We start from the raw sequence: 13,911 nt of genomic DNA on the forward strand, positions 1-13,911 counted from the left end.
GGCTCCTTGGTTCGTCTTGCTCGTGTCGCTCATCGCGTCAGCGTCGGGGGATCGCCCGGCAGGCTGAAGGTGTAGATCAGGTCGACCGCCTGATTGGCGCCGGAGACCGCTTCCAGGTAGAGATCGCGCCACAGCTTGTAGCGCAGGCTCAGCTCGGCGATCGGCGAGAAGATCCCGACACCGTAGCCGACGCTCAACCGGTCGGTCAGGTTCCCGGTCACGACGACCTGGCTGTCTTCGCCGCTGCCGGACGTGTCCAGGCTCAGGTCATCGATGCCGAAGGCCTCGCCGATCGCGCCCACGGCGCCGCCGGCCTGGCCCAGGGTGACGCCGATCAGCGCCGAGGTCAGCGCCCCGTCGGCGCCGCCGCTGTCATCCGGCGCCCGGCCACGCAGCGCGTAGGACAGCGCCCGGGCCTCGTTCATGGCCGGCTCGGAGAAGATCTCCAGGCTCGGGTTGGCCGCGGGCCCGGTGACCCGGAGGCCGGCTACCACGCCATCCTGGGTGTTGTCCGGGTTGCGTACCGCCTCGAAGTCGAGCAGCGGCTGTCCCGGCGGGCCGCTGAAATAGAGGATGCCCTGGCGAATGATCAGGTCCTGGCCGAAGGCCCGGAAGCGGCCGTCTTCCAGGTTGACGTTGCCGAACAGCTGCACGGGGCCGTCGGACTGGCGCACCTGCAGGTCGCCGAGCAGCTCGGTTTCCAGCCCGTAGGCCTCGAGGCGCATGTCCGGGCCCAGTACCAGGTCCACCTGAACGTCCAGCGCCATGCCGGCCTGCTGCATGGCCTCGGCGGTGCCGGCGCCCGGCTCACCGCTGGCGGCCTGGCGGTCGGCCGCTTCCGCCTCCTCGCGGGTGAGGATGACCTCGTCGGGGCTCGGCGAGACCGCCGAGGCCGGGACCCGACCAATTTCCAGTCGGGCCCAGGGCACGGCCACCTCGCCGCGGACCTGAAGCCGCTCGGGCGTGGCGCGGATCGCCAGGTCGGGGGCCAGGCGCAGGCGGCCGAAGCCCGGTAGCGCGGCCAGCAGCGGAGCCTCGCGACCCTCCAGGTCGAGGGCAGCCTGCCAGGCGCCGGCCGAGGGCCAGCTCGCGTCGCCGACGATGTTCAGTCGGCCCTCTTCGCTTTGCAGGTAGCCGTCGATGTCGGCGCTGTCGCCGGCCAGGTCGACGGCCAGCTGGCCGTCGACCACCGACAGCGGCAGGCCGAGGCCTTCGGCACGCAGGCCGTCGAGGGCCAGACGCCCGTCCAGGCGCGGCTGCTCGCGATTCCCGGTGATGTCGATACCGGCGGCGAGCGCGCCTTCCAGGGTCTCCAGGTCGGCGATCAGCGGCCGGTAGGGCGCCAGTCGGACATCGTCGATCTCGAAGCGGCCTTCGAGCCGGCCGGTGCCCAGGGGATCGACGATGCCCAGATCGAGCTGCATCGCCCCCTGGTCGCCGAAGGTCAGCCCCAGGTCCAGGTCAGCGCTGCCCTGGTCGGCATCGAGGGCGAGCGAGAGTCCGGTGCCGGGTACCGACCAGGGCTGGCCATAGGCGTCCTCGCCGTTGATTTCGACGCGGCTGTCGAGGTTGGCGGTGGCCTGCCAGGCGCCGCCGTTCGACCATTCGGCCACCAGATCGCCCTCGGTGGCGCCCTCCACGCCCCACCCCACCGGCATGGCGTCGTTGATCAGGTCCATCGGCAGCTCGCGGATGGCCAGCTCGGCGCGGCCGCTGTCCGGCGAGGCCGACAGCGGTGCCGTCAGGCACAGCCCGCCGCCCTCGGCTCGGAGCAGGCAGAACGGCTGGACGTCCACGGCGCTGGCCGTCAGATCGGCGTCGAAGGCCAGCGCCTCGTCGAGGGCGAGGCGGCCGTAGGCGGTGTCGGCGTCCAGCGGCATCAGTCGCCCGCGGTAGCGCTCGCGGGCCTCGTCCAGCGCCCCTTCCAGGGCCAGGTTCAGCGCCGCCAGCGGCCCGTCCGGGGCGCCGTCCACGTCGAGGGTCAGGCGATGCGCCGAGAGCCGGCCATCGAGGGCCAGCGCGATGGCCGGGAAGGCCTGGCCGCCGGCGGCGACGTCATCGGCGGTCAGGCTCAGGTCGAGGCTGGGGTCGTCCAGGCCGGCCACCTCACCCGCCAGGCGTAGCCGGGCGAGGCGATTGTCGCCGAAGGCCAGCCGGTCGCCGTTCAGGCTCAAGGAGAGCTGAGGTTGCTCGAAGCTGCCGCGGGCCGCGATGTCGCCATCCAGCGCCCCGTCGAGGTCGGGATAGAGGGTGTCCAGGCGCGGCATGTCGATGCGGGCGTCCAGATCCAGGCGACTCGGCGCGACCCGGCCCGAGGCGTCCAGCCGATTCTCGCCCTGGCGCAGACTCAGCGAGGCGATGTCCCAGTTCATGTCGTGATCGCCGGACAGCTGACCCGACAGAGAAAACGGCTGCTGGGCGAGCTCGCCGTCCACGGCAAGCGTCGGCACGCCGAGCCGCCAGCCGTCGGCACTCTGGGAGAAGGCTACCTGTAGCCGACCGTTCAGCCGTCCACTCAGCCCCTCGACGAAGGGCTCGGGGTCGAAGCCGTCGACGTCGAGGCGTGCCGACATCGACAGTGCCTCGGACCAGTCGATCCGCCCTTCGCTGGTCAGCGTGCCCTCCGGCGGCGTCAGGCGCAGCGGCGTCCAGTCGAAGCGCTGCAGGTTGCCCTGACCGTTCAGCGCGAGTTCGGTGCGCGGCAGCGACGGCCCCCGGGCGGCCAGTCCCAGGTTGACCCGATAGTCGTCGAGCGTGCCTTCAGCGTCGAGCTCGAGGTGCTCGACCCGCCACGGCTCGGGGGGGCCAGACGCGCCATCGCTCTCGTCATCCTCGTCGCCGGTGGTCGGCATGGCGCCAGGCAGCGGCCACTGCAGCCCGGGGCTGGTCAGCCGGGCGGTGAACGGCCGTGCCGGGTCCAGGGCGTCGAGGTGGGCCGACAGCTCGGCTGCCACGGGGCCGGTGGCCGACAGCGCCACGTCCAGGTCGCCCAGATCGCCGGTCAGGGCCAGCTCGAGCCGCTGCCCGGCCAGGGCCGGCAGGCGTTCGGGCAAATAGAAGTCGGCGCCGAGGCTCACGTCGAGGGGGTAATCGTCGCGCAGGGTGACCTCGGCCTCGAGGGTGGCGTCGGCCTCCCGGGAGGTCACCGCCAGCGGGTGCACGGTCAGCTGCTGATCGCGGGCCGTGACGCTGAGGTCGAGCCGGTCGATGACGTAGGCCTGGGGCCCCTCGAAGGCGGTGTCTTCCAGGGTCAGACTTGGCACCTCCACGGCCAGTGGCAGGGTGATGTCCGGCAGCCGGAGTCGCTCGTCGGCGGGAGCGTCAGTCGACGGCTGCGAATCCCTCACGCCTGCGGCAGCCGGCGCGACGCTGGACGGCAGCGGCGATCGGACCGCTACCGCGGCGTCGATCGCGATGGCCGTGAGCACGTCGTCGCGGCTTTCCGCCTCGCTCAGGGCGAGCCGGTTGCCCGGCGAGATCGACGGTGTGAGTCGCAGCCCGACGAGCCGCGTGGGCGACAGGGTCAGGGCATTGCCCTCGGCCTCGGCGCCGCTCTCGAAGTGCTGCCAGCGCAGGCGGGTGCCATCGGCGAGACGCACCTCGACGTCGTCCAGCAGCAGCTCGCGCAGCGCCATCGGCAGCGGCAGACGGATCGCTCCGGGCGGGCCGCCGGCGCTCTCCTGCTCTTCCGGAGCGGGTTCGTCGGCGGCGTCGCTGGCACCGAGGCGGATGCGGGCGCCGGTCACGCCCAGGCGGTCGATGCACAGCCGGCCGTGGAGCAGGCAGTCGTCGGCCCAGGCGAGCTCGAAGTCCTCGACCGCGACGCTGGCCGGACCGGCCGTCAGGCGCAGGCCTTCGATCGTCAGCGTGTCCAGGGGCGCGCCCTCGACGCGCTCGACCTCGAGCAGCCCGAGTCGCTCGGCCTGGGCGAACAGGGCGCTGGTCCCCCAGGGCGACAGGGCCAGGCCCAGCAGCAGCATGACCAGGCCGATCAGCCACAGCGGCAGCAGGATCAACAGCCGGACCAGGGCCCAGCTCAGGCGGCGCATTCTCACGATGATGACTCTCGCAGGCTCAGGTGACGGGCCACGGCCCGATGCGATGGATGCAGGTTCACGATGACGCTTCAGAATTCCGGGCCGATGGCGAAGTGGATGCGGTAGCTATCGTCGCTGTCGAACGGGTGGGCGACGTCGAAGCGGATCGGCCCTACCGGCGAGATCCAGCGCACGCCGAGGCCGGCACTGGTATTCAGCTCCTCGGGCCACCAGTCGGTGAAGGCGTCACCGGTGTCGACGAAGCTGGCCAGCCACCAGGCACCGGTCAGGCGGCGCTGGGCTTCGACGCTGCCGACCAGGCGCTGTTCGCCGCCGACCAGTTCGCCGTCGGCATTCTCCGGGGCCAGGCTCTCGTAACCGTAGCCGCGCACGCTGCTGTCGCCGCCGGCGAAGAAGCGCAGCGATGGCGGCACGTTGGTGAAGTCGTCGGTGACGATGCTGCCCGCGCCGATGCGACCCACGAAGCGGTAGTCGTCGCCGAGGCTGCGGATCCACTGGGAGTCGGCGTCCATGCGCAGGAACTCGGCGTCGGATCCCCAGGCCTCGCTGGAATACTGCACCGAGATCTGCTGACGATCGCCCCAGCGCGGAAAGGTCGGATTGCGCGAGCGGGTGCGGGTCCAGCGCACCCCGGGATAGACCAGCAGCACCTGATTGCTCTCGTCGGCCTGGGTGAAGTCCTCGTAGGTGGTGCGCAGGTAGACGATCTGCTCCCAGGCGTTGTCGAACTGCCAGCGACGACCGAATTCCACGCTGGCTTCCAGGGTCTGGGTGTCCTCGTTTTCCTTGTTCAGCAGGCCGTACTGAAGGCGATAGCTGTCGCGTCGCGGGTCGTCCAGCGGCATGTCGTAGACACCGCTGAACTGCTGTTCCGGCCCCGAGAGGTAGAGATCGTGCTTGAGGCTGTGGCCGTAGCGATTGACCCAGGGCTGGTCCCAGGAGAAACGCAGCCGCGGGCCGACGTCGGTGGCGAAGCCCAGGCCGACCTCGAACTGGTGGCGGTCGGCGGGGGTGACGCTGACCTCGATGGGCACCTCGGGCACTGCCGGCGCCTCGAGGGTGGCGACCGCGGCGAGCGCCGTCGCGCTCAGGCGAGGGTCGGGCGGTGCCGTGGCCGGCAGGCCCTCCACGTCGAGCTCGTTGAGAAAGCCGATGGGCGCCGGTGGCAAGGCCAGCTGGCCGATGCCCGCATCCAGCAGGGGGCGCACGCTGACCGAACCGAACCATTCGGTCTGACCGAGGCGCTGGTTGAAGGTGGCCACATCGGCGGCGAGATAGGGCTTGCCCTCGTGGAACGGCGCCAGGGCCTGAAGGCGCTCGGTCTCGATGTGCTGGCCCTGGAAGTGAACCGGCCCGAAGCGATAGCGCTCGCCGCTGTCCAGGGCCAGCGACAGCCGGGCGCTATGGGCCCAGGGGCGGATCTCCATGCGCCGCTCGGTGAAGCGCCAGTCGAAGTAGCCACGTTCCAGGGCCAGGCCGGAGAGCTGGCTGCGCAGCGCATCGAACGGCGCGTGAAGCAGCACCTCCCCTTCCTGCTGGGGGTAGGCGTCGATGGCGTCCTGGAAGGGAGCGTCCTCGGCGGCGCCACCGGCCAGGCCGAAGTCGAGGCGTTCGATGCGCACCGGCTCGCCGGGATCGACGCGGATCGTCACCTCTTCCGGCGCGTCGGGGTCGTCGAAGCGGATCTCGAAGGTCGGCTCGTAATAGCCGTAGACCCTGAGCGACTCGGCGGCGAGCCGGCGGACCTCGGCCTCGAGGCGCTGGGGCGAGTAATCGTCGGCATCCAGCCCGTCGAGATAGGTCTCGAGGTTGTCGGCGGGGTCGCCCTCGATGCCCTCGATGCTGGCGTCGAGGGCCTGGGCCGCCCCGGGGGCCGCGAGTCCGATCGACAGCGAGGCGACCGCAAGGCGATTGGCGAGACGCTTGTCCATGATGTCGTGGGCCCCTGGCTGACGTCCTGTCACTGCCGCAGCGCTTCGAGCTGGGCGTTCATGGCCAGCTGAGACTGGCGCAGTTCCCGCAGTTCGGCCTGCAGGTCCGCGAGCCGCGCCTCCAGGGCCTCGGCTCGCTCGCGCTCATCATCGCGCGCCGTGGCCAGGGCTTCAACGTCGTCGGCGAGGTCGGACAGGGCCGCCTCGGACTCGTCGAGACGCGCGACCAGCGCTTGCTGGCGCTCGGCCTCGCCCTGCTGGGTCGTCTCCAGGGCCGCCAGGCGCTCGGTGAGAGCGGCCAGCCCCTCGCGGTTGGCCGTCTCCAGGGCCTTCATGGAGTCGCGCACCGCGGCCAGGGTCTCGGCACGTACCTCGCCGTTCTCGGCCAGGGTGGCGACCCGCCCCTCGAGGGTGGAACGGGCGTCGGTCAGCGGCGCCAGGTGTTCGTCCTGCCAGTCGGCCAGACGCTGTGCGAGACGGTCGTCCAGTGCGTCTCTTAGCGTGTTGTCCAGCCCCTCGAGTTCATCGAGCCGCGCCTGGATCTCCGACAGCAGTTCGCCGCGGCCCTCGGAGGCGTCGAAGCGGGCATGGAGGTTGGAGATATCGCCGTTGAGTCGGGTCAACCGCTGTTCCAGCCGCTGACGCTCCAGCCAGCCGGCGTAGGCCAGCCCGGCCAGGGCCGCGACGAGCAGCAGGATCAGCAGCCACAGCGGCCAGACGGTCGCCTTGGGCGGGGCGTGTGGCCGGTGGTGCCCGGCCAGGCTGGCATCCGGGTCCGGCACGATCGGGTGTGGCTGCCGGCGGTCTTCCGGGCGCTCTGCCATGGTGGTCTCCTTGCGCGTTGCGTGTCGGCGTCCCGCCGGCGATATCGCCGGCACGCGTCCCATGCCCGAGTCCCCTGATCGGAATTGGCGGACCCTGGGGCGGGTGATATGATGCCGTGACCGGACTGGTACAGCACACTGATAGTGTACGGTTTTTTATCGAGGGAGCGAACGGGGCACGGCCGAATCCGGGCCGACATCGACCTTGCACTCCCCCAGCGCACTGGCACACCATGGGTCGCCGTGACCCATGACTAGCAACGAGGAGAAACGATAATGGCATTCGAACTGCCCGCACTGCCGTACGAAAAGAACGCCCTGGAGCCGCACATCTCCGCCGAGACCCTGGAGTACCACTACGGCAAGCACCACCAGGCCTACGTCACCAAGCTCAACGAGCTGACCGACGGCACCGAGAACGCCAACAAGTCCCTGGAAGAGATCATCCAGTCCGCCTCCGGCGGCCTGTTCAACCAGGCGGCTCAGGTCTGGAACCACACCTTCTACTGGCACTGCCTGTCGCCGAACGGCGGCGGTGAGCCGACCGGCGCCCTGGCCGAGGCCATCAACGCCAAGTTCGGTTCCTTCGAGGAATTCAAGAGCGCCTTCAACGCCAAGGCCGTCGGCAACTTCGGTTCCGGCTGGACCTGGCTGATCAAGACCGCCGACGGCGGCGTCGACATCGTCAACACCGACGACGCCGACACCCCGGTCGCCCACGGCCAGACCCCGCTGCTGACCATCGATGTGTGGGAGCACGCCTACTACATCGACTACCGCAACGCGCGTCCGAAGTACCTCGAGAACGTCTGGAACGTGCTGAACTGGGACTTCGTCGCCCAGAACTTCGCCTGATCCCCAGCGGACTCGCGAACGACAACGGCCCCGCCATCAGGCGGGGCCGTTTTGTTTCTACCGCTTATTTAGGGAGTCGGCCTCGATTTACGTCGCGAGCGAAGGCAGGCTGATTGCCGCCGGAGCGCAGCTACCGGAGTGTAGCCTGCTACATGAGGATAGCGAGCACCGCCGGCGGCCAGCCTGTCGAGCGCAGCAGCAAATCGAGCCGACTCAAGGATCGGCGCGGCGCCCGATCCCCCGATAGTACAGCCCCATGTCGGCGACGTGGGCCGGGTCGTAGATATTGCGACCGTCGAGCAGCAGCTTGCCGTTCAGCTGCGACGCCAGGCGCGGCCAGTCCGGGTTCCAGTAGGCCTTCCACTCGGTGACCAGCATCAGGGCATCGGCACCGTCGAGTGCCTCGTCCGGGTCGCCGTCGAACAGTGCCAGCAACGGATGGTCGCCGAGCCGTTCGCGCAGCGCCCCGGTGGCGGCGGGATCGTGCAGCCGCACGTGCACGCCCTGGGCCCAGAGGGCGCGCAGCAGCGTCAGCACCGGCGCATGATCGATGCGCGCCGTGCCGGGCTTGAAGGCCGCGCCCCAGATGGCCACGGTCAGGCCTTCCAGCCGGCCGTGGTAGTGGGCCCACAGCTTGCGGAACAGCGTCTCCTTCTTCTGCTCGTTGATGTCGAGCACCTGGTCGAGCAGCGCCGAATGGCGGCCGCTGGCCGACTGCACGTCGGCCAGACGCATCAGGTCGCGGGAAAAGCTCGGGCCGCCGAAGCCGCAGCCGGGATAGAGGTACTCGTAGCCGATGCGGCTGTCCGCGCCCATGCCCTCGCGCACGTCCTCCACGTCCACCCCCAGGGTGTCGGCGAGGCCGGCGATCTCGTTCATGTAGCTGATGCGGGTGGCCAGCATGCCGTTGATCGCCAGCTTGGTCAGCTCGGCGGCCCGGCGTGGCATGCGCTGGAAGACCTCGCGGCGGCGATTGAACGCTCGCAGCAGCTCGCGTACCTGGCGTTCGGCGTCGCGGTCGTCGCAGCCCAGCAGCCAGCGCGACGGCCGGGTGAAGGTCTCCCAGGCGCGGCCTTCCTCGAGCAGGTCGGCCAGCGCCACGGCCCGACGCCCGTTGCCGAGGCCGGCGGCCAGGCGGTCGGTCTCGCCGACCGGGAAGGTCGAATTGTTGACCAGCACCGCGTCTGCGGTCAGCCGCGACGACAGTTCGGCCACGGTGGTGCGGCCTTCCTCGCGCTGTGCCGGCGACAGGGCCAGCCACAGCACCTCGAAGTCGTCGCCCTCGAGAGGTTCGCCGACGTCGAGAACCCTGAGATGGCCCTGGGCGCGCCCTTCCTCCAGGCGCGACATCAGCTGCGGCTCGCTGGCCAGCCAGCCGCTCTCGGCGAGCGTCGGCCAGTCGGCGCTGGCGTGGGGCCACCAGGTCACCCGGTGGCCGACCGAAGCCAGCGCCGCCGCCGCGGTGGCGGCGGCCAGCTCGCTGCCGTGGACCAGAACGCGCATGGCTTACTCCTCGCCGCTGTAGCGGGTCAGCAGCTCGCGGAAGCCCTCGCCGTAGCGGGCGTGGCGGCGGCCGTAGGCGAGAATCGCCTCGAGGTAGCCGAGCTGGTGGCCGCAGTCGTAGGTGCGACCGCGCATGCGCCAGGCGTCGACGCCGCTCTGCTGGCGCAGCGTCTCGATGGCGTCGGTCAGCTGGATCTCGTTGCCGGCGCCGGGCGGCGTTTCGGCGAGCAGCGGGAAGATGGCGCCGGGCAGCGCATAGCGGCCGATCACGGCCAGGTCGGAGGGCGCCTCCTCGACCTTGGGCTTCTCGATCAGCCCGGCCAGCGCCCCCGCCTCGCCGGCGGCCGGCGGCTCGCCCTCGGGGGCGACGATGCCGTACTTGTAGACCAGCTCGTGGGGCACCTCCTCCACCATCAGCTGGCTGCGGCCGGTGGCATCGAAGGCCTCGATCATGCCGGCCAGGTCGTTGCGCTCGAGGCCGTCGTCATCGACCAGCACGTCGGGCAGCAGTACGGCGAAGGGCTCGTCGTCGCCGATCACCGGGCGGGCACAGAGCACCGCGTGGCCGAGGCCCAGCGGTTCGGACTGGCGCACGCTGATGATGTTGACGTCTTCCGGCACGATCGAGCGCAGCTCCTCGAGCAGCTCCTGCTTGCCCTTGGCCTCGAGGCTGGCCTCGAGCTCGAAGTGCTTGTCGAAGTGGTTCTCGATGGCGCTCTTGCTGCCGTGGGTCACCAGCACGATGTCGCGAATGCCGGCCTCGACGGCCTCCTGCACCACGTACTGGATCACCGGGCGGTCGACGATGGTGATCATCTCCTTGGGAATCGCCTTGGAGGCGGGCAGGCAACGAGTGCCGAAACCGGCAACGGGAAGAACGGCCTTGCGGATCATGGTGCGGTCCTTGTCATGTCGCATGTAGCCCGACGCGGCCGGGCATGGGCCGGGGCGTCGGGAACGAGTAGAATGGCATCATACCGAATCAGATCGGGCCCGCCACAGTGGCAGGCCGGCGACACCTACGGAGAGGACAGATGACGGCAAGCCAGTCGCAAGCGGACAACGTCGACGCGGCGGAGATCGCCAAGTTCGAGGCCCTGGCCCATCGCTGGTGGGATACCGACGGCGAGTTCAAGCCGCTGCACGAGATCAATCCCCTGCGCCTCGACTTCATCGACGCCCGCGCGGGGCTGGCCGGCCATCGGGTGCTCGACGTCGGCTGCGGCGGCGGCATCCTCGCCGAGGCCATGGCCCATCGCGGCGCCGAGGTCACCGGCATCGACCTGGGCGAGGCGCCGCTGGCGGTGGCCCGGCTGCACGCCGAGGAGACCGGCGCGCGCGTCGACTACCGCCAGATCAGCGTCGAGGCCATGGCCGAGGCCCATGCCGGCGAGTTCGACGTGGTCACCTGCCTGGAGATGCTCGAGCACGTGCCCGACCCCGCCTCGGTGATCCGCGCCTGCGCGCGGCTGGTCAAGCCCGGCGGGCAGGTATTCTTCTCGACCATCAACCGCAATCCCAAGGCCTATGCCCTGGCCGTGGTCGGCGCCGAGTACCTGCTGCGCATGCTGCCGCGGGGCACCCACGACTATGCCAAGTTCATCCGCCCCTCGGAGCTCGCCGGCTGGTGCCGCGAGGCCGGCCTGGCGGTCTGCGAGCAGAGCGGCCTGACCTACCAGCCGCTGACCCGCCGCTATCGGCTGTCGGCCACCGATGTATCGGTGAATTACCTGATGCACTGCCGGCGGGAGGCATCGTGAGTCGCGAATGGCCGACACCCGAGGCGCTGCTGTTCGATCTCGACGGCACCCTGGTGGATACCGCCCCGGATCTGGCCCGGGCCACCAACTCCCTGCGTGACCATCACGGGTTGGCGCCCCTGCCCTACCCGACCATCCGCGCCCAGGTCTCCAACGGCGGCAGCGCCCTGGTGACCCTGGCGCTGGGCCTCGAGCGCGAACACGACGGTCACGATGACGCCCGGGCCTTCCTGCTGGCCGCCTACGGCGAGGCGGTGGCCGTGGAGAGCCGGGTCTTTCCGCCGCTGGATCGCCTGCTGGACGCATGGCGCGACGCCGGTCGTCCCTGGGGCATCGTCACCAACAAGCCGCGCGCCTATGCCGCGCCGCTGGTGGAGGCCCTGGGCCTCGAGCCGGGCGCGCTGCTGTGCGCCGATGACCTGCCGGTCAAGAAGCCCGACCCCGCGCCGCTGCTGGAGGCCGCCCGGCGCCTCGGCGTGTCGCCGGGCGACTGCTGGTATCTCGGCGACCACCATCGCGACATGCAGGCCGCACGGGCGGCGGGCATGCCCGCGGTGGCGGTGGGCTACGGCTATATCACCGAGGACGACGACTATCGCCTGTGGCCGGCGGATCGCTGGTTCGAGACCGCCGAGGCGTTGACCGAGGCGCTGCTGCCAGTTCTTCCCAAGCGTTGATGTCCCGACACGGCGACGCCCTCTGGGGCGGCGATATCATGATGGCCGATAAAAAAAGCAGGCCTCCCTGGCGGGAGGCCTGCTGGTCTTATCGCTGACGCCGTTGCGTCGGCGTCAGGTTCGGGGCGGCTGGGCGTCGAACGCCTCGCCGCTGTGGCCGCGGCTGTCGGGCCCCATCAGCCACAGATAGGTGGGCATGATGTCCTCCGGCGTGCGCAGCGTGCCCGGGTCCTCCGCCGGATAGGCGGACTGGCGCATGGCGGTACGCGTGGCGCCGGGGTTCAGGGTGTTGATGCGCAGCGTGCCGAGGTGCTCCACCTCGTCGGCCAGCACTTCCATGAACCCTTCGGTGGCGAACTTCGATACCGCATAGGCCCCCCAGTAGGCGCGGCCGCGACGGCCCACCGAGGACGAGGTGAAGATGACCGAGGCGTCCGCCGACGCTTCCAGCAGCGGCAGCAGCGCCTGGGTCATCCAGATCGGCCCGTTGATGTTGACCTGCATCACCTGCTCCCACAGCGCCGGATCGTACTGGGCGAAGGGGGTGATGTCGCCCAGCAGGCCGGCGTTGTGCAGGATGCCGTCCAGGCGTCCGAACTCCTTGTCCAGGGCCGCGGCCATGTCGTGGTAGTCCTTGAGCGTCGCCCCCTCGAAGTTGAGCGGGAAGATCGCCGGCTGCGGCAGTCCCTCGGACTCGATGGCGTCGTACACCGCTTCCAGCTTGGCGATGGTACGCCCCAGCAGGACCACCGTGGCGCCGTGGCGGGCATAGGCGAGCGCCGCGGCGCGGCCGATGCCGTCGCCCGCGCCGGTGACGAGGATCACCCGGCCGTCGAGTAGCCCCTGCGGCGCTTCGTAGTCGATCTTGCAGACCGTCATGATGTCCCTCCGGGGCTAGTTGCCCGACTGCCGCTGGAAGTCGGCCGCCAGGTTGGCGGCGCTGCTGTCGGGGTACGCCTGCTGTACCCGCTCGAGCAGCGCCTGGCCGGCTTCCGGATCCCCCTGGCGGGCCTTGAGCAGGCCCAGCTTGTAGAGGGTGTCGGGTACCTTGTTGCTGTCGGGGAAGTCATCGAGCACGCGTTGGAAGGCCGCGTCGGCGGCGTCGAGATCACCGCCGGCCGAATGCAGCTCACCGAGCCAGTAGTAGGCGTTGGCGGTGAGGGTACTGCTCGGATGTTCGTCGACGAAGGACTCGAAGGCCCGCGTCGCGGCATCGAACTCCCGGGCCTGCACCTTGGCGAAGGCCGCCTGGTAGTCGGCCCGGGCGCCGGCATCGCTGCCGCTGGCTGACTGACCAGAGCTCGATTGGCCCGATGCCTCCGCCCCACCGCTGTCGGCCACCTGCTCGGCCGCGGCGGCACCGGCCCCGCCCGCCGCGCTGGCGGCGTTCGCGGACAGGCGCTCGTCCAGATCCATGTACTGCTGGCGGGTCTGACGCTTGAGGCGGTCGAGCTGGTAGCGCAGCTCCTCGACCTGACCACGCAGCTGGCGAAGCTGCTCCTGGTTGCGCTGCAGCTCGTTGAACAGCTCCAGATTGCCGCCCGCCGGTTCGCGGGCGGCGGTCTGGTCGTAGAAGCTGCCTGAGCCGGAGCGGGCGGTGAGATCCTCCACCACCGGCTGCTGGGCCAGCGCCGGGGCGGCCAGCAGGCTCAAGGCGCCGGCGGCGGTCCAGATTCTGAGACGCGGTCTCATCGCTTTCTCCCTTCGCTATCGTGGTGCCGTGCGTGGCGCGGGGCTCAGTAGGCGAAGACCACCCGGCGGTTCTGGGCGTAGGCTTCCTCGTTGCTGCCGCGGGCCGCCGGACGCTCCTCGCCGTAGCTGACGACCTCGACTTGGGACGGCGAGACACCCTGCACGCTCAGGAAGCGCTTGACGGCGTCGGCGCGGCGCTCACCGAGGGCCAGGTTGTACTCGCGGGTGCCGCGCTCGTCGGTATGGCCCTGCAGCACCACGCTGGCGTTGCCGTTGTTTTGCAGGAAGCGGGCGTGGGACTGGAGTACCGACTGGAACTCGGGGCGGATGGTGTCGCTGTCGTAGGCGAAGTAGATGGTGCGGACTTCGGGAATCCGCGAGCCGGCCATCTGACCGGCGCCCTCGCCGAGGCCGCTGCCGCTGACCTGGCCGGTGCCGGCGGTGCCGGTCCCCACGCCACCGGCACCGGTGCCGGCGGTGCCGTCCATGGACCCTTCCTGGGTGCCACCGGTGCTGGAGCAGCCGGCCATGACGGCCATCGACATGGCGGCGATCAGAGTGCGGGCATAAGGCTTGAATTGCATCGTTCGACTCCTTTCCTTGCGGGATAC

At 70.3% G+C, this 13,911-nt stretch carries 11 protein-coding genes; 3 read left to right on the top strand and 8 right to left on the bottom strand.

All coding sequences use genetic code 11. The features are described 5' to 3' along the window. Positions 1 to 29: 29 nt before the first annotated feature. The 3 genes from CVH10_RS01020 to CVH10_RS01030 form a co-directional block, all read right to left on the bottom strand. Positions 30 to 4,049, bottom strand: a complete 4,020-nt coding sequence (locus CVH10_RS01020; RefSeq protein WP_106487575.1) for a translocation/assembly module TamB domain-containing protein — start codon at positions 4,047 to 4,049, stop codon at positions 30 to 32. 77 nt (positions 4,050 to 4,126) lie between these two features. Beyond that, a complete protein-coding gene (locus CVH10_RS01025) occupies positions 4,127 to 5,989 on the bottom strand; it encodes an autotransporter assembly complex family protein (RefSeq protein WP_106487576.1) in 1,863 nt (620 codons plus the stop codon). 29 nt (positions 5,990 to 6,018) lie between these two features. Further along, positions 6,019 to 6,813: a hypothetical protein gene (locus tag CVH10_RS01030; RefSeq protein ID WP_035593173.1), complete on the bottom strand. Its 795-nt coding sequence runs from the start codon at positions 6,811 to 6,813 to the stop codon at positions 6,019 to 6,021. A gap of 276 nt (positions 6,814 to 7,089) precedes the next feature. Between CVH10_RS01030 and CVH10_RS01035 the strand changes: the two genes are divergently transcribed. Then, complete coding sequence (locus CVH10_RS01035; RefSeq protein ID WP_035593170.1) at positions 7,090 to 7,668, top strand: superoxide dismutase; 579 nt, start codon at positions 7,090 to 7,092, stop codon at positions 7,666 to 7,668. 213 nt (positions 7,669 to 7,881) lie between these two features. On the opposite strand, the gene CVH10_RS01040 is transcribed toward CVH10_RS01035, so the two are convergent. Then, entirely contained in the window at positions 7,882 to 9,171 is a 1,290-nt protein-coding gene (locus tag CVH10_RS01040; protein ID WP_106487577.1) for a nucleotide sugar dehydrogenase, read from the bottom strand. A 3-nt stretch (positions 9,172 to 9,174) separates the two neighbouring features. Next, positions 9,175 to 10,065 carry a UTP--glucose-1-phosphate uridylyltransferase GalU gene (gene galU / locus CVH10_RS01045; RefSeq protein ID WP_046078698.1) on the bottom strand — a complete coding sequence of 297 codons (891 nt, stop codon included), beginning with the start codon at positions 10,063 to 10,065 and terminating at the stop codon, positions 9,175 to 9,177. Positions 10,066 to 10,205: 140 nt separating this feature from the next. On the opposite strand from galU, the gene ubiG reads away from it, so the two are divergent. Both ubiG and CVH10_RS01055 read left to right on the top strand, forming a co-directional pair. Further along, complete coding sequence (gene ubiG / locus CVH10_RS01050) at positions 10,206 to 10,931, top strand: bifunctional 2-polyprenyl-6-hydroxyphenol methylase/3-demethylubiquinol 3-O-methyltransferase UbiG (protein WP_035593162.1); 726 nt, start codon at positions 10,206 to 10,208, stop codon at positions 10,929 to 10,931. Beyond that, entirely contained in the window at positions 10,928 to 11,608 is a 681-nt protein-coding gene (locus tag CVH10_RS01055) for an HAD-IA family hydrolase (protein WP_106487578.1), read from the top strand. The genes ubiG and CVH10_RS01055 overlap by 4 nt, the downstream gene beginning before the upstream one ends. 114 nt (positions 11,609 to 11,722) lie before the next feature. On the opposite strand, the gene CVH10_RS01060 is transcribed toward CVH10_RS01055, so the two are convergent. Genes CVH10_RS01060 through pal form a run of 3 tightly spaced genes read right to left on the bottom strand, consistent with a single transcriptional unit; the run spans position 11,723 to position 13,884 of the window. Then, on the bottom strand, positions 11,723 to 12,487 hold the full coding sequence (locus CVH10_RS01060) for a YciK family oxidoreductase (RefSeq protein WP_035593158.1): 765 nt from the start codon (positions 12,485 to 12,487) through the stop codon (positions 11,723 to 11,725). Positions 12,488 to 12,502: 15 nt separating this feature from the next. Then, complete coding sequence (gene ybgF, locus CVH10_RS01065) at positions 12,503 to 13,300, bottom strand: tol-pal system protein YbgF (RefSeq protein WP_035593155.1); 798 nt, start codon at positions 13,298 to 13,300, stop codon at positions 12,503 to 12,505. A gap of 44 nt (positions 13,301 to 13,344) precedes the next feature. Continuing rightward, positions 13,345 to 13,884, bottom strand: coding sequence for a peptidoglycan-associated lipoprotein Pal (pal, locus tag CVH10_RS01070; RefSeq protein WP_035593153.1), 540 nt, complete (start codon positions 13,882 to 13,884; stop codon positions 13,345 to 13,347). Positions 13,885 to 13,911: the final 27 nt, after the last annotated feature.

Source organism: Halomonas sp. ND22Bw, assembly GCF_003011945.1.
Classification (GTDB): domain Bacteria; phylum Pseudomonadota; class Gammaproteobacteria; order Pseudomonadales; family Halomonadaceae; genus Halomonas; species Halomonas halophila.